We start from the raw sequence: 22,170 nt of genomic DNA, 5'->3' as shown, positions 1-22,170 counted from the left end.
CCGCCGTCACGCTGTTCACTTGACAAATTGGTCAACATGTGATTCCATTCGCAGATACTATCGGGATCCGCCCGGCCGCCGGCAAGGAGTCGCAGGCGGGCCCCCGGATCGTGGATCCATACCTGACGCAAACCCCATAAGGGAGAACCACGCCGGTGAACGACGCACAAGGCCTTCGCATCGACCGAAGGAGCACCTCCGATCAGGCTGCTGCCGTTCTCAGAAGCAGAATCCTCCGCGGGGAACTGCGTCCCGGGACTCCGTTGGAGGAGGTACGGTTGGCAGGCGCCTTCGGCATCTCGCGGAACACGATGCGGGAAGCGATCCGCCGTCTCGTCTACGAGGGTCTGGTTCAACACAACCTGCATCGCGGCGCGATGGTCCGGTCGCTCAGCGAGGAGGCGGTGCGCGATATCTATGAGGCGCGCATGTTCCTGGAACCGGCCGCAGTGCTTGCGAGCCGGGGCAGGCGTCCCGATGAATTCGGTACGCTTGCACGAATCGCTGAAGAGATGTACGTGGCGAGCGACACTCTGGACTGGTCTCATATCGCCGACCTGGACATGCGGTTCCACAGCAATATCGTGGCCTTTCTGGAGAGCAGGCGCATCAGCGATTTCGTCCGGACCCTTTTCGGCGAGCTGCGGCTGGGCCTGGTTACGCTCGATCAGGAGGACAGCGAGTTCGCGCTCGCGCAGGCGCGTGAGCATCGGAGAATCGCAGATCTGCTGGTGGAGGGCCGCCAGGAGGAATGCGTCGACTCGCTGAAAAGTCACCTTCGGGACGCCGAGGTAAGGCTCCGCGGCGTCATCGCCGGGAACGGAGCGCGGCGGTTCGCATGACCCATGATGCTCTCGTGCCCTAGCAGTCCACGGGCTGCTCGATGGGGATGGGGGGTGGCGCTCCTCGCGGTGGGAGCATGCGACTGGTTCGATGACGAGTCGCCCGACACCGCGACCCTGATCCTCCAGGGGAGCGGTGAGGTGCAGGCGCCCGTCGTGGTCTCCCGGGAGTTCACCCCGGTGATGCGGGGGCCCGGCGACGTGGACATACACCTCACGAGGGCCGACACGACCCTGCGTTCGTTGCCCTTCGATACCGTGTATGACATTCGCGGCCCGCAGCGGTTCTATGTCCTGATCGAGCGAGCCGAACCTTCGGGCGCCGAGGTGTGGATGAGGGTGAGCATCGACCAGAACGAGCACTACAACGAGCTGAGAGCCCCGGCCGAGACGCCACATCTGTTCATCTACGCATTCAATCAGCCCCACCTCCTCGACCTCGAGCGGAGGCGCCAGTGACCCGGCGGTTGAGGGGGTTGGCGGCCGTCGCGACGCTGGGGCTCGCGGGGTGCTATTCCTACCTTCCGATGGAACGTCCTCCCCAAGCCGGGGCCAGAATCCGGGCTCGGCTGTCGGCACCGGAGGCGATCCGGATAAGCGAGCGCACCGGAGAGGCTCGGCGAGAGCTGGAGGGGATCCTCGTCGCCGCTGAGGCAGAGACGATCTCCCTGCACGTCGTTTTCGCGCGGGTGCAGGCCGGCGCCGGGCGGAGCTTCGCCAATCAGGACACCCTCGCCATCCAGCTCAGCGAGGTTCTCGAACTTCACGAGCGGCGGCTTTCGTGGTTCAGGACGGGCGCTCTTGGCGCAATCGTGGGTGGCCTCGTCGCATTCGGTGCTTCGGAGGCGTTCGGGGGCGTCAGCGGAAAGGGACATGCGGAGGGTGAGGGGAGGGGCCGTTAGCGCTGGCCAAGCCACGGTATTGGGGTTTCTCTCCTGGCTTACCACACCGCCCACGCCACCCGGGTCGACCCGGAGATCAAGCGGCGGGTGAGAGGGCCTGGCGGGTGAGGGGAGAGGACGGCTTGACGTACTAACGAGATAAAGCCGGTTTACTTGACCGTATGTCACCTGATCGTCAAACGAGGTCATCCTGTGAGTCTCAACGCCTTCTTCGCGCGGTACGCGCGGGGTTCGGGCGGGCACCGGATGTCGGGCCTGGTGACGAGCGAGTCGGAAGGCCGAGCGGCCTGAGGGTTCAGCGACCGCTCCCGGAACCGGACCGCCGCACGGGTGCCCCAACGCCCCCGGGATGGCGGATGCGGAGGCCAGACCGCAGCGGGTTTCGGGGGCGGCCCTGCGTTTGTAACGTGTGAACACAGTGATGCCGCCACACGACAACGCCGTTCGCCTCAACTCCCTGGCCAGCGGACGCGCGCCGCACCGGTACCGGCAGGAAGAGCTGGTGCCCCTCGGCTACGAGTTCTTTTCACACTCGTTTGCCAACTTCGACCGGATGGCGCGGGTGTACGCGAACGCCGGAATCGACTCCCGCCAGATCTCCATGCCGCTGGACTGGTATCGCCAGCCGCGCACCTTCTCCGAACGCAACGACGTCTACATCGAGTGTTCGCTGGCGATCCTGGAAGAGGTCGCCGCACGATGTCTCGACCAGGCCGGGCTGGAGCCGGGGGAGGTGGGCGGACTGGTCGTGGTGTCCAGCACGGGCCTGGCGACCCCCACCCTGGACGCATTGCTCATCGATCGCCTGCGCCTGCCGCCGGACATCCGGCGCCTGCCGATCTTCGGTCTCGGCTGCGCGGGCGGAGTGCTGGGGCTGGCCCGTGCCGGCGCGATGTGCCGGGCCGAACCCGAACTGAACGTCCTGTTCCTCACCGTCGAACTGTGCACGCTCACATTCCAGAAGGACGACGCGTCGAAGAGCAACGTCGTCGCGGCCGCGCTCTTCGGAGACGGGGCCGCGGGCGCGGTGCTGAGCACGTCGGGCCGGGGGCCGGCGGTCCGGGACTGGGGCGAGTACACCTGGCCCGGCTCCCTGGATGTCATGGGTTGGGACTTCGGCGAAGCGGGTGAGTTCGGCGTCCTGTTCTCGCGCAGCATCCCGGACATCGTCCGGCGGCGCTTTCGCGGCGCGGTCGAGGGTTTCCTCCAGTCCCGCGACCTCTCGCTGGAGCAAATCGACGTGTACGCCGCGCACCCCGGCGGAGCGCGGGTTCTCGACGCGCTGGAGGAGGCGCTCGACCTGCCCCCGGATGCCCTGATCCATTCCCGGGAGATCCTTCGCCGTCACGGAAACATGTCCGCGCCCACGGCCTTGTTCGTCCTGGAACGTGCCCTGCAGGCGGGCGCCACGGGCCGCATCCTGCTCACTTCGCTCGGCCCCGGATTCACTGCCGCGATGATGCTGATCGAGGCATGACCCATCTGATCCTGCTCATCGTAGCCCTTCAGCACCTGGGCTACATGGCGCTTTCCCGGCGCAACTCGGCCCGGCTCCTGGCCCGGGGTGGCGAAGAGGTCGGGCGTTGGCACCTTCCGCTCTTCATCGCGGTGTACGTTGCCTGGTTCGCGGCGATGGCCGCGTTCATCGACCCCGGCACGCCCCCGAGCCTGTGGTGGATCGGGGTCTATCTGCTGCTGCAGGCGTTCCGGGCCTGGGTCATGCTGAGCCTGGGCGAGTACTGGACCGTGCGCGTCATCACGGTTCCCGGCGCGCCGCTGGTGGTGCGGGGGCCCTACCGCTTCATGCGGCACCCGAACTACGCACTCGTGGTGGGCGAGGTCGTGTCGGTTCCCATGATCTTCGGGGCATGGCGCATCGCGGCAGTCATGGGGCTCCTCGTCACACTCGCCGTGTTCCTGCGAATCCGGGTCGAGGACGCCGCCCTGGCACCCCTGCGGAAAGCCGGGCCCTAGCCTGGCCTGCCTTCTTCGGCGGGTCGGGAACCTGATTTGACAACTCGGCGAGATAAGGGCTGGGTCATTGCAATTATCTTGATGGGATGTCAAAGCGGTGCTTGACGGTCTAACGAGATAAGGCCAAATTATTTCGCCTTATGTCGACCGATCGTCAAACGAGGTCATCCCGTGAGTCTCAACGCCTTCTTCGCACGGCACGCGGTGTTCACCGTGGAAGAGCTGGATGCGTTCCTGTCACATCGAGGCTCCGCCAATGCCGCTACCCGCAACTCTCTCCTGGCCTACTACCGCAGGCGAGGGCGAATCGTCTCCCTGCGCCGGGGCCTGTATGCGACGGTCCCGCTGGGCATGAATCCGGAGACTGCGCCCATCGATCCCTTCCTGGTCGCGGCCAAGCTCACGGAGGACGCAGTCCTGGCTTACCACACAGCCCTGGAATTCCATGGCCGCGCATACTCGGTCCACTGGACGGTGGTGTACATATCGGCGAAGCGGTCGCTGCCGATGGAGTTCCGGTCCCACGAGTACCGGCGTGCACCTGTACCGCCGCCCCTGCTGCGAAAAAGGGAAGCGATGTTCGGCGTGATCCGCCAGCGCCGCTCCGGCGTGCAGATTCGGGTGACCAGTCACGAAAGAACACTGGTCGACGTGCTGGACCGCCCGGACCTGACGGGCGAATGGGAAGAGATCTGGCGGTCGCTTGAGTCGGTGGAGTTCTTCGATCTGGACCAGGTCATCGAATACGCGCGTCTGCTGGACAACGCCACGACCGCCGCGAAGGTGGGGTTCTTTCTGCAACAGCACAGGGACGACCTGATGGTTGAGGACGCGCACCTCGAGATGCTGCGTCGAATGCGGCCCAGGCAGCCCCACTACCTGGTGCGCGCCAGTCGCCGCGACTGCACGTGGGTCAAGGACTGGAACCTGATGGTCCCCGAGCAGGTCCTGAACCGGTCCTGGGAAGAGATGCCGTGAGGGTCTCGGCGCGCGATGCGGGGCCGTTTGCCCGAGCCGAGGGGTTCAGCGAACGGGTAGTCGAGAAGGTGCTCCAGTTGATGCACCTTCTGAGCGCGCTCAATTCGCATCCGGGACTCCGTGGAAAATGGGCACTGAAGGGCGGCACGGCGTTGAATCTGTTTGTGCTTCGCTATCCAAGACTGTCTGTGGACATCGATCTCAACTACATCGGCGCGCTCGACCGCGAAGACATGCTTGAGGACAGACCCCGCGTCGAGCGAGCGGCTCAGGCGGTATTCTCACGAGAGGGGTTCACGGTCCGGCGGGCCCCGGACGAACATGCAGGCGGGAAATGGCGGTTGGGGTACGTGAGCTACACGGGTCAGCCGGCGATCCTCGAAGTGGATCTCAACTACATGTACAGACAGCCGCTCTGGGACGGCTGCGAGGCCGACTCCCATCCGATCGGTGACTATTGTGCCAGGGGAATCCCTCTGGTAGACCTCCACGAACTCGCGGCGGGCAAGCTTGCGGCGCTGCTGTCGCGCAGGCAGTCGAGAGATCTCTTTGATTGCAGCCAGATTCTCGGCCTGGATGATCTCCGGAGTGACCAGCTCCGCGTCGCGTTCGTCGTCTATGGAGCGATGAACCGCAAGGACTGGCGGACCGTCTCAGTCGAAGACATCGACTTCGAAGAACGGGAGTTGACGAGACAACTGCGTCCCATGCTTCGGGCACCGGGACCGTCCGGGCAGGCCGTGACAACCGATTACGCCCGGGGACTCGTCGAGGATTGCAAGAGAGCGCTATCCGCCGTACTGCCTCTTGCCGACAGGGAACGCGAGTTCCTCGACCTGCTGTTGGACAAGGGCGATGTCGATGCAGGCTTGCTCACCTGCGACACATCCTTGCAGCAACGCATTCACAACCAGCCTCTGCTCCAGTGGAAGGCCCTCAACGTCCGACGTCACAGGGGACTGCTGCCGCCTCGTGCCTCCGAACACCCTTCCGCACCGTGATCCTGGCGACCATGGGGCATCTCGGGAAACCTGCCGGTCGTTGCGTGATGGGGATGTGGGCTGAAGGGGTCGTCACTTATCCAATCGATACATCCGAACGGTCTCGATGCCGAGAGAATCCGCATGAACGCCGAGGACCGACTGCGTCCCGATGTACGTGATCCGGAAGCCGCCGGGAGTCGCAAGGAAGCCAGTGAGTTTGCCCTCCGCGTCGAAGATGTCCCATTCTCTCGCGCCGGAATCCGCGATCAGGTCACTCCAGGACCGCTCCACCCATAGGTTGCCTGCTTCGTCAAAGAGGAATCTGCCATGGAGCGGGTGGGTGCTCGCGAACTCGGTCGCCCGGATTCGATCGATGGCTGGACCCGACATTCCCCGGAGGCGCTCCCCGGCTGCGGCCCGCGATTCATCGATTTCGGCTTGTGTCACCGCCCTCGGAATTCGATCCGCACGCACGATTCTGCGCACGGATCCGGATCGGTCACGGCCCACCAACTCGTATCGGCTGGAATGTCCATACCAGGCCAGGTTGCCGCCTGCCGCGAAATGTGCCCGCGCGCCGAAGGCAAGGCCCAAGCCGTTGCGGCCCAGTTGCTCACCCGCGAACTCGCCGAGGGGCTCCAGTACCTCTCCATCGCGGTCAACCGAGTATAGGAAGTGCGTGGATTGGTCGCGTGCGTCCCCGGACGGAGATTGAGCGAGCGCGTCGACGAGCAGCGTGCCGTCCTCAAACCACCCGACCGGGTTGGGGGCAGACGCCCCTGGGAGCCACGGCATCGGGAATGATCGGGCGAACGTGCCAGATGACGTGAACAGGGTAATCCGCCCGCCGAAGGGATCGACCGCCACAATCGTATCACCCGGCAATTCCGAAATCGTCCAAAGGTTCGCGAACTCTCCGGGTCCTTCACCGCGTCTTCCAAACGTGCGCAAGTACCCTCCCCCATCGTCAAAAACGCGGACCTCCGCCGCCAGGCCTTCGGCTACGGCGATGTCCCCGCTCGACAGCCGAATGACTTGGTTGATGCGCCCGAAGAGATCCGGTCCGTCCCCCGTGCCCTCGCTACGGCCGATCAGAAGGACGGGGGGAAGCTGGAGCCTCCATTCGTCGCCCGAGACTTCCAGGCCGCTCTCCGCGATCACGACACGGGCGCTATCGCGAACGATGGTCAACGAACTGCTGTCGGGAGAGACACACCCAGCATGGAGGAGCGTGGCCGCTGCGAGAACGATGGGTCGGGGCGTCATGCGCAAAGAGTCTCCCGGGGAGTGGATCAGGTCTCCCAACCCTTGAGACGCCCGGGCGCAACATCAGGGTTGGCTGCCGATTCTACCAGTGGGCGCGGTGCACGCGCGGATTCATCCACGGGCTGCTAGTATTGGCTCTCGCGTGCAAGGCCGCTGAACCCACCGAAGACCGGAGGTACCCGTGTCGAAGCTGCTCGTTGCGGCGCTGGCTGGCGGACTGATCTGGGCCGCGGCCCAGGAGAATCAGGCGGCCACCCACATTACCGCGGAGGACATTCTCGCCACCATCGCGAACGCTCCCGAGGGCCGGGTGAGCGACCAGCAGATCCGCCACATCGATGCGGGCGGCCACAACGTCGGGGTCGGGTTGGTGCACCGGCCGCCCACCACCTCGCTGGGGGCGATCCAGCACCACAACCAGACCGAGGTCTACTACGTTGTGTCGGGGCGGGGCACGCTGGTGACCGGGGGCGAGCTCACGGACCCGCGTCCCCTCGATCCGGAGGGGAATACGGTCCGCACGCTGACCGGCCCGAGTGCGCTGGGCGGCATCGCCGGCGGACAGAGCCGCGACATCGAACCGGGGGACATGGTGATCATCCCGACCAACTCGCCGCACGGCTTCAGCGAGATCACCGAGGCGATCACCTACATCGTCGTGCGGGTGGATCCAGACCAGTTGGTCGCGCTCAAGTAGTGGGGGTGCCATGACTCGATCGCGAATTCCCCGATGCCGCGTGCGGCTGGCCGCAAACACGCTGGCAGCCTTCGCGGCCTGCCTGGCGGCGGTCGCGGTGCCCTTCCGCCTGGGCGCACAGGTCGCTGTCCCGGCGGACGACGCCGTGACCGTCTTCCTGGTGCGCCACGCCGAACGCCTCGACGACAGCCCGAACTCGCCCTTGAACGACGTTGGGCGAGCACGGGTCGAGCGGCTCCGGACACTGTTGGCGGACGTGGATTTCACCCACGTCCATTCCACCAACCTGACGCGGACGCTCGGTACCGCCCGCCCCATCGCGGAGGACGATGGCGTCGAGCTCATCATCTACAGCCCCGGAGAACTGGAGCAACTCGCGGAGACCATTCGCGCGACCCCCGGTCGTCATCTGGTGTCGGGCCACAGCAACACCACGCCGCGCCTGGCGGAGGCGCTCGGGGGCGATCCTCACGGTCCCATCGACCACATGGAGTACGACCGGCTCTACATCATCGTCATCCAGCCCGGGCGACCCGCGGTCACCACCTTGCTGCGTTTCTGAATCGCAGCCAGCTTGCCGCATGCTCCTCGAAACACCCTTCCACCCGCGCACCGCCGCGCTCTCCCACCACCGCCGCTGGCGCAACTGGTCCGGGTACTCCATCGCCCTCAGCTACGAGCCCGGCCACGAGTACGAGTACTACGCGGTGCGCAGCGGCGCGGCCCTCTTCGACATCTCGCCCCTGCGCAAGTACGAGATCACGGGAACCGATGCGGCCGCGCTGCTGGACCGGATCGTCACGCGCGACGCGGCCGACTGCCCGGAGGGACACGTACTCTACAGCCCTTGGTGCGACGAGGCCGGCAAGCTGATCGACGATGGCACCGTGCAGCGCCTGGACGCGGACCGATTCCGCATCACGGCCGCGGATCCGTGCCTGCGCTGGTTCGAGGATTGCGGGCTCGGAATGGACGCCGACGTGCGCGACATCTCGCTTGAGCTGGCGGCGCTCGCCCTTCAGGGGCCCACGTCGGGTGACATTCTGGCGGGGTTGGTGACCGGCGCGGACATCGCGTCCGTCCCGTATTTCGGGCTCACGAAGGGGACCGTGGGATCGAGTCCGGTCACGATCACGCGGACCGGCTACACGGGTGATCTGGGATACGAGCTCTGGGTGCGCCCCGAACACGCGCTCGACCTCTGGGACGCGCTCATGGAGATGGGCCGGGGGTACGGCATCGCCCCGGCGGGGCTCGACGCCCTCGACGTGGCCCGCATCGAGGCCGGGCTCCTGCTCAAGGAAGTCGATTATGTGTCGGCGTGGACGGCGCTCATCGAGTCGCGCAAGTCCTCGCCCTACGAGGCTGGCCTGGGATGGGCGGTCCAGCCGCGGTCCGGACGCGACTTCGTGGGCGGGAGGGCGCTCGCGCGGGAGGCCGCCCAGCCCTCCAAGTGGGCCTTCGCGGGGCTGGAGGTTGACTGGCCGCGCATCGAGCGGCGTTTCGCCTCGGTCGGACTGCCTCCGCTGGTGGCGGGCAAGGCGTCGCGCGAGCCGGTGCCGATCTTCGCCGCCGGGGCGCAGGTCGGGTTCGTGACCAGTTCCACCTTCTCGCCAATCCTCAAGAAGTACATCGCCCTCGCGACCCTGCAGCGCGATTTCGCGCGGCCCGGCGGACGTGTGGACTTCGAGCTCACCGTGGAGTTCGTGCGCCACGAGGTGCCGGCCACGGTGGTGAAGACCCCCTTCTTCGATCCCGCGCGCAAGCGCGCATAAGTCCGATGACCCGCACATACGACGCGGTCGTGATTGGCGGCGGGCACAACGGCCTCGTGCACGCGGCCTACCTGGCGCGCGCGGGGCTTGACGTGTGCGTGCTCGAGGCGCGTCCGATGGTGGGGGGCGCCACGGTCACCGAGGAGATCTTCCCGGGTTTCCGCTACAGCGTCTTCTCCTATGTGGTGAGCCTGATGCGCCCGGAGATCATTCGCGAGCTGGACCTGCCCCGGCACGGGCTCACCATCCTGCCGCTCGAGAGCACGCTCACACCGCTCCCTGACGGCGACCGGCTCTACCGCGACGGCGACCACTACCGCACCTGGCGAGAGATCGCGCGCTTCTCGGTGCGCGACGCCGAGGCTTACGACGACTACGGCCGGTCGCTCTTTTTCATGGCGCGCGCGGTGAAGTATCTGCTCGACATCGTCCCGCCCGACCCCGCCCGCCTGGGCCCTCGCGACATCTCCGGCCTGATCCGCCTTGCCCGGCACTTTCTGGGGCTCGAGCCCGAACAGCTGCACCTGCTCGTGAAGCTGATGACGATGAGCGCGGCGGATTTCCTGGACGAGTGGTTCGAGACCGACGTGCTAAAGGCGACGCTGTCGGCGAGCGGGATCATCGGGACCTTCCTGGGGCCGCGCTCGCCGGGCACCGCCTACGTCCTGCTCCACCACTACATGGGGGAGATCGACGGCCACTTCCGGGCGTGGGGCTTTGCCAAGGGCGGCACCGGGGCGGTCGCCGAGGCGATCGCGTCGGCCGCGCGCGAGGCAGGCGCGGAAGTCCGCACCGACGCGCCGGTCGCCCGGGTGCTGGTCCGCAACGGCCGCGTGACCGGGGTGGCTCTGGCCAACGGGGACGAGGTGCACGGAAAGGTGGTCTCGTCCAGCCTGGATCCGCGCCGCACCTTCCTCGACCTGCTCGAAGAGGATGAGCTCCCGGGAGAGCTGGTCCGCGCGGTGCGCGCCTTCCGCTTCCGCGGCTCCTCCGGAAAGGTCAACCTGGCGCTCGACGCGGCCCCCGACTTCACCTGCATGCCCGGCTGGGGGCCTCACCTGCGGGGCGCCGTCTCAATCAGTCCCTCCCTCGACTACCTGGAGCACGCCTATGACGACGCGAAGTACGGGGACTACTCGAAGGAACCCTACATCGACATCGTCATCCCCTCGGCGATCGATCCCGGGATGGCCCCGCCCGGCAAGCACGTCATGTCGTGCTTCGTCCAGTACGCGCCCTATGAGCTGCGCGAAGGGAACTGGGACGACAGGCGCGAGGCCTTCGGCGATACCGTGGTCGACACGCTGGCGCGCTACATCCCGAACCTGAAGGACATCATCCTGCACCGTCAGGTGCTCACGCCGCTGGACATCGAGCGCACCACGGGGCTCTCGCAGGGCAACATCTTCCAGGGCGAGCTGAGCCCGTCGCAGCTCTTCTTCCTCCGTCCGGCCGCCGGGTACGCGAAGTACCGCACGCCGGTGCGGGGCTACTACCAGTGCGGCTCGGGGACGCACCCGGGAGGCGGCATCATGGGCGCGCCCGGGAAGCTCGCCGCCGGCACTGTCCTGGCCGATCTTGGGCGAGGGCGGCGGGGGAGGGAACGGTGAGCGGCTACGACGCGGTCGTCGTGGGGGCGGGGCACAACGCCCTGGTCACGGCGGCCATGCTCGCGCGCGAGGGATGGAAGGTGCTGGTGCTCGAGCGCCGGGGGGTCGTCGGGGGCGCCGCCGCGAGCGATGAGCTCTTTCCCGGCTGCCGGGTCAACGTGGCCGCGCAGGACGCCGGCCTCTTCCAGCGAGAGATCGTCTCCGAACTCGGTCTCGACGCCCGCGAGCTCGAGTGGGTGCATCCGCCTGCGGTGGCCACCTCGCTCACCGGCGGCGGGGAGGCGCTGACGCTCTGGCGCAACCCCGTACGGACCCGCGACGAGATCGCACGCCACAGCCCGGCGGATGCGCAGCGCTTTCCGGAGTGGGCCGACTACCTGCGCTCGATGGCCCGCGTGCTGCGGATCGCTCTGGAGCACCCTCCTCCGATCCTTCACGGCGCTTCCGCCAGGGAACGGCTGCGCATGCTGCGTCCGCTGCTTCGGGCGGGCCGGCTCGGGAAACGCACTGTCGTGGAGCTGCTGCGGGCGCTCCCGCTCTCGGCGCGCGATCTGCTCGACGACTGGTTCGTGAGCGATGCCCTCAAGGGGATGCTCGCCACCAGCGCCCTTCCGGGTGGCCGCCAGGGGCCGAGCGCCATGGGCGGCGCCTTCCGCATGTTCTACCACGCCGCCGGGAGCGAAGCCTGTGGCTTTCGCTCGACCGTCTTCGTCAAGGGCGGCCTGGGCGTGCTCTCGGAGGCCCTGGCGGATGCGGCGCGCATGCACGGAGCGGAAGTCCGCACCGGGGCCGACGTGGAGAGCATTCTGGTCGAGGACGGGGTGGCCACCGGGGTGCTGCTGGCTGGCGGAGAAGAGGTCTTCGCCGGCTGCGTGGTGTCGGGCGTCGACCCCCGCAGCACCTTCTTCGGGCTGGTGGGCGCGCCCCGGCTGGGCCCCGAGTTCAACCGCAAGGTGACCAACATCCAGCTCCACGGGACCACCGCTGCCCTGCACCTGCTGCTCGACGGGCTTCCGCCGCTGCCGGAGGCCGCGGACCGCCTGTCCGGGCACACCCTGGTGGCCCCGGACCTGGAGTACCTGGAGCGGGCCGGCGATGACGCCAAGTACGGGCGCTGCTCGGCGCGCCCGCACCTCGACATGGTGGTTCCGACGCTCCACAACCCCGCACTCGCGCCCGCCGGGCGCCATCTGGCCTCCATACAGATCCGCTACGCTCCGTACGGGCTGCGCTCGGGCAGCTGGGAGGACAGCGCAACCCACGACGCCCTGCTCGCCGGCGCGCTCGAAGTGCTCGACGAGTTCCTCCCCGGCCTGCGCGAGCGCATCGTCGACCACCGCCTGCTTACGCCGCTCGACCTCGAGACCGAACTCGGCCTCACGGGCGGTGACGAATACCACGGACAGATGGGCCTCGACCAACTCCTCTTCATGCGGCCGGTCCCCGGATGGGGCCGGTACCGGACGCCGGTGGAGCGCCTGTTCCTGTGCGGCTCGGGGACCCATCCGGGAGGGGGCGTCACGGGCGGTCCCGGCCGGCTTGCCGCGCGCGAGATCTTGCGCGACGGGAGGCGGGGCACGCCTTTGGGCGGGCGGGATCAACCGTGAACCGAGCAGCCGGCCCGAGCGGCCCGCACCTGACCTGAAATCCACCCGAGGAGCGAACTTCATGTCCCCGACCTTCGACATGGCCCTGATCCAGCGCGGCGCCCGGCTGCGCAGATCGCCCTACTTCGAGGCCACCCTGCGCGCGGGCTGCCGAAGCTATACGGTCTACAACCACATGTTCCTCCCGACCCGGTACGACGACCTGCAGGCCGAGTACGAGAAGCTGCTGACCGGGGTGACGGTGTGGGACGTGAGCGTGGAGCGGCAGGTGGAGATCACCGGCCCGGACGCCTTCGAGTTCACCAACCTGCTCACGCCGCGCGACCTCTCCAGGTGCGCCGTCGGCCAGGGCAAGTACGTCCTCATCACCGCCGAGGACGGCGGCATCGTGAACGATCCGGTGCTCCTGCGCCTGGGTGAGAACCACTTCTGGCTGGCGCTGGCCGACAGCGACGTGCTGCTCTGGGCGAAGGGGGTCGCCCTCAACTCCGGGCTCGACGTCGAGCTGTGCGAACCGGATGTGTCGCCCATGCAGGTGCAGGGTCCGAAATCGAAGGAAGTCATCCGCAGGCTCTTCGGCGACGAAGTGAGCGGGTTGCGTTACTATTGGTTCGCCGACACCGACCTGGACGGCATTCCGGTGGTGGTGACGCGCACCGGCTGGAGCGGCGAGGTCGGTTACGAAATCTACCTGCGGGACGGCAGCCGGGGGATGGAACTCTGGGACCGCGTGATGGAAGCAGGACGCAATCTCGGGATTTCCCCTACCGGGCCGTCGGACATCCGCCGCATCGAGGCCGGCATCCTCAACTACGGCATAGACATGACGCTGGAGAACAACCCCTACGAGGTCGGGCTCGGCTGGCAGGTGGACCACGACCAGGAGGGCGACTTCATCGGCCGCGAGGCGCTCGCCCGCATCGCCGCGGAAGGACCCGCGCGCGCCCTGGCCGGAGTCGAGATCGCGGGCGCCGCGCTCGACCTCAACATGACCCGCTGGCCCGTGCATCGGGACGGTTCGGAGATCGGCTTGGTGACGTCGGCGGTGTATTCGCCGCGGCTCGACCGCAACATCGGCTACGCCATGGTGCCCGTGGCATTCGGAGCCCTGGGTACGCGACTCGGCGTAGCCACCCCCGATGGCGAGCGGGACGCCACGGTCGTGCGCAAGCCCTTCGTGGATCCCGGCAAGCAGATCCCCAAGTCGTGAGGCGGGGCCAAGAGAGTAAACAGTAAATGACAGTCGATTTGTCATGAGATATCAGTCTGTCAGCATGGGATCCGAGATCATCATCAGCGAGGAAGAGACTTGAGCGACAGCGAGGGGACCGTGGCGAAGCGTCCGACGGTGCTCGGGCACTTCGCCAACTATCGTTTCACGGCGCGCTTCTGGGAGATGGACGGGGCGGCCCGACGGGCTCGAGCCCGTGCCTGGTTCGACGATGTGCGGGGCGCCGCGGACCTGGCCCATCCCTATCTGCTGCAAGGCCTCGAAGCCGGAGCCGACGTGCTGGTGTGGAGTTCGGTGCGCGCGGAAGAGGATGAGGCAGGCGCGCGCTATTTCATGTGTCGGGCCAAGGCTGAGGGCCCGAACCGGGACATCGTCGAGCCGGTCAGCACGCTCTGGGGTTACACGCGCCCCTCGGAGTACAGCAAGGCGCGGTCGGCCCAGGAGGTCGATTCCTTCGCCGAGGAGCGCAGGCGGTATCTGGTCGTCTATCCGTTCACCAAGACGGCGGACTGGTATCTTTTCGGGCGTGAGACGCGCCAGGGGATGATGAACGAGCACATTCGCATCGGGAAGCAGTTCCGGCGCATCAAGCAGTTGCTGCTGTATTCGTTCGGGCTCCAGGATCAGGAATTCGTGGTCGTCTACGAGATGGACGATCTGCGGCTGTTTTCCCGGCTCGTGCATGAGCTGCGGAGCACCGAGGGCAGGCGCTACACGGCGAGCGACGCGCCGCTGCACACGGGGATCTTCGCGAGTCCCGACGAGTGGCTGGATACGCTGGGTTAGCGTGACTCGACGCAGGGGGATGGGGCGATAGGGCGCATGGGGGATCCGGTTTCCGGCGTGGTGCCGCTCGCGCGTGTGCGGGTGGTGACGACGCGCAGTGCGTCGGGGGATGATCGGCTGCGCGCATTGCTGGAGGCGGCGGGGGCGGAAGTGCTGGCGTGGCCGACCACCGAGTACCCCCCGCCGCGCGATGCCCGACCGCTGGAGGCGGCGTGTGCGCGGCTCGACCGGTTCGACTGGGTGGTGTTCACCAGCGCGCGCGCGGTGGCGGCCGTGGGGACGTGCCCACCCCCCACCCCCCGAGTCGCCGTGGTGGGTCCGGCCACCGCCCGCGCCGCCGCCGAGGCGGGCTGGGCGGTCGCGGTGGAGGGGCGCGGGCCGGGCGCGCGCGGCCTGGCCGCTCAGGTGGCCGCGACCTTCCCGCTCGCGGACGCGCGCGTGCTCTTTCCGGCCGCCTCGGGGGCCGCGCCCACCGTGGAGGAGGAATTCACCGCGCTGGGGGCCCGCGTCAGCCGGGTGGACGCCTACCGCACGGTGGTGACCCCACCCCCGGCCGAACGGATGCGCCGCGACCTGGCCGCCGGGATGGACTCGGTCACCTTTGCCAGCCCGTCGGCGGTGGAGGCGGTGGACCGCGCTCTGGGCGGGGAGATCGCCGGCTGCCTCGCTGGGTTGACAGTCGTGTGTATCGGCCCCACGACCGCCGCGGCGCTCGCCCGCCGGGGGGTCGGCAATGCGCGGGTGGCGGGTACCGCCACACTGGAGGGCATGGTCGAGGCGGTAGTGGACTTGCTCGGGAACCCCGGCTCGGGGCGTAGCGATGCCGATTTGGAACATGCCTCGTCGCGGGCGGCGGTCCAATTGCGCGCGGCCGGGCGCCCGGATGCGGATTTGGGACGCGCTACGCACACCCTCGGCGCCACTGCCCCCAACCCGGACGCACGCGCGTGACCTCCCGCAGCGAGGAGCTGTTCGGTCGCGCCCGCCGGGTGCTGCCGGGTGGGGTCAACAGCCCGGTGCGCGCGTTCAAGTCGGTCGGGGGGGTGCCCCGCTTCATCCGTTCCGCCCGGGGCGCGTACCTCGAGGACGCCGACCGGAACCGCTATCTCGACTTCATGGGGTCGTGGGGGGTGGCGATCCTGGGACACGACCACCCGGAGGTGCGCGATGCTGCTGCGCGCGCTCTCACCCGCGGCACTTCCTTCGGAGCGCCTTCGCCCGACGAAGTCGAGATCGCCGAGCTCATCGCCGAACTCGTGCCCGGCATCGAGGTGGTGCGCTTCGTCAACTCCGGCACCGAGGCCACCATGAGCGCCATCCGCCTGGCGCGCGCGGTCACCGGCCGCAGCCGGATCGTCAAGTTCAGGGGCGGCTACCACGGGCATGCGGACGCCTTCCTCGTGGCTGCGGGGTCGGGGGCGGCAACACTGGGCGTGCCCTCCAGCCCCGGCGTGCCCCCGGCAACCGCCCGGCAAACCTCCATCGCCCAATTCAACGACCTCGCATCGGTGGAGGACTGCTTCTCCGCCTCGGAGGCGGGCGTTGCCGCGGTCATCGTGGAACCGGTGGCGGGCAACATGGGATGCGTTCCCCCCGCTGACGGGTTCCTGGCCGGCCTGCGTGACCTCTGCACCCGGCACGGCGCCCTGCTGATCTTCGACGAGGTGATGACAGGCTTCCGCGTGGGGCTCACCGGCGCGCAAGGGCGCTACGATGTCACTCCGGACCTCACCACCCTCGGCAAGGTTATCGGCGGCGGGCTCCCGGTGGGCGCATACGGGGGCCGCGGGGAGCTGATGCGCGAGATCGCCCCCGACGGGCCGGTCTACCAGGCCGGCACCCTCTCCGGCAACCCGCTGGCCATGGCCGCGGGACTGGCAGCGATGCGCCACCTCGCGGCGCATCCCGAAATCTACGACCACACCGAACACCTGGGCCGCCTCCTCGACCGCGGTTTCGCCGAGATCGGCGCGCATGCCCGGGTGTCCATCCGCTGGAACCGTGTCGGCGCGATGGGGTCCCTCTTTTTCTCCGAGTCGCCCGTCGTGGACTGGCCGTCCTCCGAAGCGTCATCGAGCGACCGGTTCAACCGGCTCTTCCACGGCATGCTCGATCGCGGCATCTATCTGCCCCCCAGCTCCTTCGAAGCCTGGTTCTGGTCGGCGGCGCACGAGGAGCCCGAGATCGCGCGCGCGCTGCAAGCGGCCGCCGAGATCATCCATCGGATGGACGCCCAGGCAGGATGAACGGATCCGACAACGCCACCGTCTTCGAGCGTGCCGCCCGGGGCCGGCCGGTACCCCACACGCCCATCTGGATCATGCGCCAGGCGGGGCGCTACCTGCCGGAATACCGGAAACTACGCCGCAAGGTCGACTTCATCACGGCGACACGCACTCCGGAAATCGCGGCGCGCATCACGCTGCAACCGATGGAGCGCTTCGCGATGGACGCCTCCATCCTCTTCAGCGACATCATGACGCCGCTCGATCCGATGGGCGTCGAGGTGAAGTTCGCGCCCGGTCCCGTGCTTCCCGATCCCGTGCGCACGCCTGAAGCTGCGCGCGCGGTGCGCGAACTGGTCCCGGAGGAAGGGGTTCCATTCGTCCTGGAGGCGATCCGCGCGGTCCGCGCCGAACTCCGCCCGGAGGCCGCGCTCATCGGCTTCGCCGGAGCTCCGTTCACCCTCTTCTGCTATCTGGTCGAAGGGGGCGGCTCCAAGGACTTCATGACCGCCCGCAGCTTCCTGCGCCGCGAACCGGAGGCCTCGCTGGCCCTGCTCCACACGCTCGGACGCTCGATGGCCCGCTATCTGGTGGCCCAGGCTGAGGCCGGCGCGAACGCGGTCATGCTTTTCGACTCCTGGATCGGCATGCTCGGCCCGGACAGCTACATGCGCTTCATCCACCCCGTGCTGACCCGGACATTCGCAACAGTCCGGGCCGCGACGGACTGCCCCATCATCTACTTCCCCAACCGCGGCGGGCCGCTGCTGCGCTCGATGCGGGGACTCGACGTCGATGTGGTTGCCATCGACTGGACCCTGCCGCTCTCGAGGGCCGACCGGCTGCTGGGTGGCGGGCGCGCCCTGCAGGGCAACCTCGATCCCGCCGAACTCTTCGGGCGCCCGCATGCGCTCAGGCGCGCGGCGGATGCCGTGCTTGCCGAAGCGGAAGGCCTGGCGGGGCACATCTTCAGCCTGGGGCACGGGATCGACCGGCGCACCGACCCCGACCAGGTCGCCCGCCTGGTCGACCATGTCCACGAGCGCGGCCGGACGGGCGCGGACTAGTTCCGATGGGACGCATGGAGGGCCCCGGGCAGCAGGCCCCGGGCAGGCAACCGGAGGTGACGCCCTGAGAATCGCGGTCCTTCTGATCAACTTCGGCGAACCGGCCGAACCGGTGCTGGAAGAGGTTACCCCCTTCCTCGAGCGCATCTTCCTTCAGAACGCCGATCTGGAAAGCGACCGCTCCGCCCGCGCCCGCGCCGCCCAGCTCGCCGCCGCCCGGGCCCCCCACCTCGTGGAAGCCTACCGCGCCATCGGCGGTTCGCCCCTGGACACGCAGGCCCGGGCCCAGGCCGATGCGCTGCGGGAAACGCTGACCGCGCGCGGCATGGATGCCCGCATCGAGGCCGTCTTCCAGTTCACGCCGCCCTTCATCCGCGACGGCGTGGCCAGCGCGCGAGAGGGGCGGGCGGATGTGCTGGTGGGACTACCGGTCTACCCCATGTGCGGTCATTCCACGACCGTCGCCGCCCTCGACTCGGTTCGCGCCGCCCTCGACGAACTGGACTGGGACGTGCCCTTCATCGGCGTCGGCGGCTGGCACCGGCATCCGGGATACCGGGCGCTCAGAGCCGAACACATCCGCGCCTTCGTGCGCGAGAACGCGCTCGACCTCTCGGATCCGGACACGATTCTCTATTTCTCCGCCCACGGGACGCCCGTGAAATACATCCTCGACGGCAACCGCTACGACCGCTACGTCGAGGAGCACTGCGGGGAGATCGCCGAAGCGCTGGGCGTCGGCGACCGGTTCGCCGTCGGCTTCCAGAACCACACCAACCGGCGCATCGCCTGGACCTGGCCGGACAACGAGGAGCGCATCGAGACGCTGGCGGAGCGGCGCCTGGTGGTGGACGCCGTCAGTTTCATCCACGAGCAGTCGGAGACCCTCGACGAACTGGACCGCGAGCTGCGTGAAGCGGTGGAGGCGATGGGCAAGGAGATCTACCGGGTGCCGGTGCCCCACGACGATCCCCGCTTCGCAGGCGTGCTCGCGGATCTCGTGGGTCAGGCGCTGGGCCAGTCCTCGGCGGAGGATCCGGCGCTGGCGCCCTGCCGCTGCCGGCCGGTACCGGGCACCTGGTGCACGAACGGCGCGCGCGACCTCGCTCCGAGCCCGTACATCAAGCCGGACTCCAGGGCCGCACCAGGCTCCCGGCCGGATCACGGCTCCGCCCGCCCGCCCACCGCCCATCACCCTCCTTGATCGCGATCGTCGGCGGGGGCATGAGCGGCCTCGCCCTGGGCCGCGAGCTGGTCCGAAGGGGGCGCGAATGCGTCGTGTTCGAGGCCGAAGACCGTCCCGGCGGAATCGTGAGCAGCAAGCGCGTGGACGGGCTGCTCCTCGAGAACGGCCCCCAGCGGGCCCGCCTCACCGCGCCGTTCGCAGCTCTGGTGGACGAGCTGGCGCTGGGCGAATCGCTCATCCTGGCGCCCCGAGACCTCGACTTCTTCATCTACCGGGACGGCAGGCTTCGCCGTGTGCCCCTTTCCATGCAGGGCCTGCTGAGGTCCGATGCCGTAAGCTGGCGCGGGAAGCTTCGCGCGATGCTCGAGCCCCTCACATCCGGAGCGCGCGAAGGCGAGCGAGTGGCCGGGTTCTTCTCCCGCAAGCTGGGGCGCGAGCTGTACGAGCACGTCGTGGGTCCACTCTATGGAGGTCTCTACGGGACCGACCCCGGGGACATGGTCGTGGGACTGTCGCTGGCCGGACTGTTGCGCGATATGGGGATCGGGCGGAGCCTGGTGCTCTCCCGCCTCCTCCGCCGCGCCCCGCGCGCGCCCCGCATCTGTTCCTTCGCCGACGGGATGGAGAGCGTGCCGCGCGCACTTGCCCGTGCCCTCGGCGAGCGGGTGCGCCTGAACGCCCCGGTCCGCGCCATCGAACCGCGACTCGGCGGCTGGTCGGTCGTGCTGGACGACGAGACGCTGCCGGCGGAGCAGGTGGTGCTCGCGGTCCCGGCGCCGGTGGCAGCCGGGCTGATCGCCCAGATCGCACCGGACACGTCCGCCCGCATCGGTGGCCTCCGCTACAATCCGCTCGCGGTCGTGCACCTGCGCGCCGACACCCACCTTCGGGGGATCGGCTTCCAGGTGTCGCTGGCGGAGCCGCGCGCGCTGCGCGGCGTGACCTTCAGCCACTGCCTGTTCGGCGGGGGAGGGGGGCGACCGGACCGCAACGGGGTGTACACCGCCTATCTTGCCCATCCGGCCCAGCCGCGTGGCGCGCCATCCGGCTCGATGGGCAACTCCGCCGCCGCGCGCGGGAGGTTGATGGAAGCCCGCACGAACGAGGCGCTGGGCGTCCGGGCCGCCTCCGAATTCGAGCGCTGCACCGGGTACGGCGCCGAGCCACTGGGAGTCGCGCGTCCGTCCATGCCCGCATGGGATACGTCGTGGTCGGCCCTCGCGGGGGTCCGGCTGCCGCCGGGGCTCCACGTCACTGCCAACTGGGAGAGCCGCCCGGGCCTGACGGGACGATTTGCGCGGGCCCGAGCGCTGGCCGCGAGCCTTGACCGGGACCGGCGGTAGGCGCGCCATCGCCCCAGAACCGCTGCGCGGCCGGTGCCTCCGAGTTGGCCTGTTTCCGCATCGTTACAGACAGGCAGTCACACCGTGCCTGCATCGTTACAGAACGGGCGCCGGACCTCATTGACCTGGGTGCGGCCTGGGAACGAACTTCGTTGCGGATCCGGGCGCCACCGACGACAGGGATTCCTTCTGGTGGCTGCTAACCCGTTGAAAAACCGGATGATAGCACATTCCGGGCTACGTCGTTGCGAGGAGGTGAGACACCTTGGTACCCTTTGCCGCAGTACTGGCGATCGCGCTTCAGGCCGTTCCGGGCGGCGAGACCAACGGAGAGGCAGCCGAAGACCCCGCCGGCGGACAGCAACCGCCGGAGCTGACACCTGCCGTCTCGTTCTCCGTGGAGCACCGGACCCGCTACGAGCACCTGAACAACCAGTTCCGGGCCGGCCGGAGCAGCGATGACCGGCTGCTTGTCTTCCGCACCCTGGCGGCGGTGGAACTGGACGCTGGCCGATTCCGCGTGAGCACGGAATTCCAGGACGCGCGCACGGAGTTGGCGGACGCGGAGACGCCGCTGTCGACCAGCATCGTCAACCCCGTGGACCTGCTGCAGGCCTATGTGGAGGTCCCGGTCGACAACCTCCTCGCGGAAGGGAGCAGCAGCGTGCTGCGGGGCGGGCGCGTCACCATGGACATCGGCAGCCGCCGCCTGATCGCGCGCGACAACTTCACCAACGTCTCGTACGCCTTTACCGGCGTCGACTGGCAGTGGACGGGTCCCGACGACAGCAGACTGCGCACGTTCTTCACCTTCCCGGTGCAGCGCCAGGTGTCCGGGGACATCCTGGAGAATCGGCCCAAGTTCGACACCGAGTCCGGCAACGTGCGCTTCTGGGGCGTCCACTACTCGCCGGCCGGCCTTCCCTGGGGCGACGAGGGCGAGTTCTACTACTTCGGGCTCGACGAAAGCGACAGCCCGGGACGGCGTACCGCCGACCGGGACTTCCACACGCTCGGCGCGCGACTCCATCGTCCTGCGGCGGAGGCCAGCTTCGACTACCAGTTCGAGTCGATCTTCCAGCTCGGCCGGTCCCGCATGTCGAAGTCGGCGACGACGGACCTGGATCATCGCGCACGGTATTTCCACATCGAGGCGGGCTATACCTTCGCGGCTCCCGGTGCTCCGCGGCTCAAGCTGCAATACGACTATGCGAGCGGGGACAGGGATCCCACGGACGGGCAGAACAACCGCTTCAGCGGCCTGTTCGGCTCCCGCAGCGGCGACTTCGGGCCCAGCGGCATCTACGGGCTGGTTCCCCGGACCAACATCAGCTCCCCCGGTGCGCACCTGAGCCTGACGCCGGGCGCGGGCGTGGAGACGTTCGTGGCCTTGCGGGCCTACTGGCTGGCCACGGTCAGCGACGCCTGGCTGGTCGCGGACATCTCGAGTCCTGCGGGCCAGGCGCAAAGCCACATCGGCAACCAGGTGGAGTTCCGGGTGCGCTGGGACGTGCGGCCGGGCCGCCTCCGGTTCCAGGCCGGGGGAGCTCACCTGTTCGCGGGAGATCTGCCCGCGAGCGCGGACAAGAGCGACCCTACCTACTTCTACGCGCAGACGACAGTCTCGTTCTGACGTCGCGCCCGTCGTTCGGGCGTCGCGCGAGCCCGGGAACTCGCTTGTGGACCCGTCTCGCGCCA

Annotated in this window: 21 protein-coding genes; 20 read left to right on the top strand and 1 reads right to left on the bottom strand. The window is 68.4% G+C overall.

The genetic code is table 11. From position 1 onward, the window contains the following. The first annotated feature begins 155 nt into the window (after window positions 1-155). The 7 genes from OXU32_06485 (at window position 156) to OXU32_06455 (ending at window position 5,697) form a co-directional block, all read left to right on the top strand. Window positions 156-842, top strand: coding sequence for a GntR family transcriptional regulator (locus tag OXU32_06485; GenBank protein ID MDE0073612.1), 687 nt, complete (start codon window positions 156-158; stop codon window positions 840-842). A 54-nt stretch (window positions 843-896) separates the two neighbouring features. Then, window positions 897-1,301, top strand: coding sequence for a hypothetical protein (locus tag OXU32_06480; GenBank protein MDE0073611.1), 405 nt, complete (start codon window positions 897-899; stop codon window positions 1,299-1,301). Next, a complete protein-coding gene (locus OXU32_06475) occupies window positions 1,298-1,744 on the top strand; it encodes a hypothetical protein (GenBank protein MDE0073610.1) in 447 nt (148 codons plus the stop codon). The genes OXU32_06480 and OXU32_06475 overlap by 4 nt, the downstream gene beginning before the upstream one ends. A 421-nt stretch (window positions 1,745-2,165) precedes the next feature. Continuing rightward, the gene (locus tag OXU32_06470; GenBank protein MDE0073609.1) at window positions 2,166-3,221 is read left to right on the top strand and encodes a type III polyketide synthase; all 1,056 of its coding nucleotides are present in this window, start codon (window positions 2,166-2,168) and stop codon (window positions 3,219-3,221) included. After that, window positions 3,218-3,718 (top strand): hypothetical protein, encoded by a 501-nt coding sequence (locus tag OXU32_06465; protein ID MDE0073608.1) that lies wholly within the window; start codon window positions 3,218-3,220, stop codon window positions 3,716-3,718. The genes OXU32_06470 and OXU32_06465 overlap by 4 nt, the downstream gene beginning before the upstream one ends. A gap of 171 nt (window positions 3,719-3,889) precedes the next feature. Next, entirely contained in the window at window positions 3,890-4,696 is an 807-nt protein-coding gene (locus OXU32_06460; protein MDE0073607.1) for a transcriptional regulator, read from the top strand. Continuing rightward, window positions 4,693-5,697: a nucleotidyl transferase AbiEii/AbiGii toxin family protein gene (locus tag OXU32_06455; protein ID MDE0073606.1), complete on the top strand. Its 1,005-nt coding sequence runs from the start codon at window positions 4,693-4,695 to the stop codon at window positions 5,695-5,697. Before OXU32_06460 ends, OXU32_06455 begins: the two co-directional genes overlap by 4 nt. 72 nt (window positions 5,698-5,769) lie before the next feature. Here OXU32_06455 and OXU32_06450 read toward each other — a convergent pair whose 3' ends face one another. Beyond that, window positions 5,770-6,945 (bottom strand): 6-bladed beta-propeller, encoded by a 1,176-nt coding sequence (locus OXU32_06450; GenBank protein ID MDE0073605.1) that lies wholly within the window; start codon window positions 6,943-6,945, stop codon window positions 5,770-5,772. A 181-nt stretch (window positions 6,946-7,126) separates the two neighbouring features. Between OXU32_06450 and OXU32_06445 the strand changes: the two genes are divergently transcribed. The 13 genes from OXU32_06445 to OXU32_06385 all read left to right on the top strand — a co-directional run bounded on the left by OXU32_06445 (window position 7,127) and on the right by OXU32_06385 (window position 22,105). After that, window positions 7,127-7,642, top strand: coding sequence for a cupin domain-containing protein (locus OXU32_06445; GenBank protein MDE0073604.1), 516 nt, complete (start codon window positions 7,127-7,129; stop codon window positions 7,640-7,642). A 40-nt stretch (window positions 7,643-7,682) separates the two neighbouring features. Next, window positions 7,683-8,204, top strand: coding sequence for a histidine phosphatase family protein (locus OXU32_06440; protein ID MDE0073603.1), 522 nt, complete (start codon window positions 7,683-7,685; stop codon window positions 8,202-8,204). Window positions 8,205-8,223: 19 nt separating this feature from the next. Next, entirely contained in the window at window positions 8,224-9,417 is a 1,194-nt protein-coding gene (locus OXU32_06435; protein ID MDE0073602.1) for an aminomethyltransferase family protein, read from the top strand. Window positions 9,418-9,422: 5 nt separating this feature from the next. Next, window positions 9,423-11,027 (top strand): NAD(P)/FAD-dependent oxidoreductase, encoded by a 1,605-nt coding sequence (locus OXU32_06430; protein MDE0073601.1) that lies wholly within the window; start codon window positions 9,423-9,425, stop codon window positions 11,025-11,027. Next, complete coding sequence (locus OXU32_06425) at window positions 11,024-12,634, top strand: NAD(P)/FAD-dependent oxidoreductase (GenBank protein ID MDE0073600.1); 1,611 nt, start codon at window positions 11,024-11,026, stop codon at window positions 12,632-12,634. The genes OXU32_06430 and OXU32_06425 overlap by 4 nt, the downstream gene beginning before the upstream one ends. 61 nt (window positions 12,635-12,695) lie before the next feature. Beyond that, window positions 12,696-13,844: a glycine cleavage system protein T gene (locus OXU32_06420; GenBank protein ID MDE0073599.1), complete on the top strand. Its 1,149-nt coding sequence runs from the start codon at window positions 12,696-12,698 to the stop codon at window positions 13,842-13,844. 99 nt (window positions 13,845-13,943) lie between these two features. Then, complete coding sequence (locus tag OXU32_06415; GenBank protein ID MDE0073598.1) at window positions 13,944-14,651, top strand: chlorite dismutase family protein; 708 nt, start codon at window positions 13,944-13,946, stop codon at window positions 14,649-14,651. A gap of 36 nt (window positions 14,652-14,687) precedes the next feature. Beyond that, window positions 14,688-15,602, top strand: a complete 915-nt coding sequence (locus OXU32_06410) for a uroporphyrinogen-III synthase (protein ID MDE0073597.1) — start codon at window positions 14,688-14,690, stop codon at window positions 15,600-15,602. Then, window positions 15,599-16,897 (top strand): glutamate-1-semialdehyde 2,1-aminomutase, encoded by a 1,299-nt coding sequence (hemL, locus tag OXU32_06405; protein ID MDE0073596.1) that lies wholly within the window; start codon window positions 15,599-15,601, stop codon window positions 16,895-16,897. The genes OXU32_06410 and hemL overlap by 4 nt, the downstream gene beginning before the upstream one ends. Continuing rightward, window positions 16,894-17,943 (top strand): uroporphyrinogen decarboxylase, encoded by a 1,050-nt coding sequence (gene hemE / locus OXU32_06400; GenBank protein MDE0073595.1) that lies wholly within the window; start codon window positions 16,894-16,896, stop codon window positions 17,941-17,943. The genes hemL and hemE overlap by 4 nt, the downstream gene beginning before the upstream one ends. Then, entirely contained in the window at window positions 17,909-19,147 is a 1,239-nt protein-coding gene (hemH, locus tag OXU32_06395) for a ferrochelatase (GenBank protein ID MDE0073594.1), read from the top strand. Before hemE ends, hemH begins: the two co-directional genes overlap by 35 nt. After that, window positions 19,144-20,472, top strand: a complete 1,329-nt coding sequence (gene hemG / locus OXU32_06390; GenBank protein MDE0073593.1) for a protoporphyrinogen oxidase — start codon at window positions 19,144-19,146, stop codon at window positions 20,470-20,472. The genes hemH and hemG overlap by 4 nt, the downstream gene beginning before the upstream one ends. Before the next feature lie 265 nt (window positions 20,473-20,737). Then, entirely contained in the window at window positions 20,738-22,105 is a 1,368-nt protein-coding gene (locus OXU32_06385; GenBank protein MDE0073592.1) for an alginate export family protein, read from the top strand. Window positions 22,106-22,170: the final 65 nt, after the last annotated feature.

The sequence above is a fragment of the Gammaproteobacteria bacterium genome, from assembly GCA_028819075.1.
GTDB lineage: Bacteria > Gemmatimonadota > Gemmatimonadetes > Longimicrobiales > Gaopeijiaceae > BD2-11.
The sequence above is the reverse complement of the archived record's forward strand: the minus strand, read 5'-3'. Positions and strand labels throughout refer to the sequence as shown.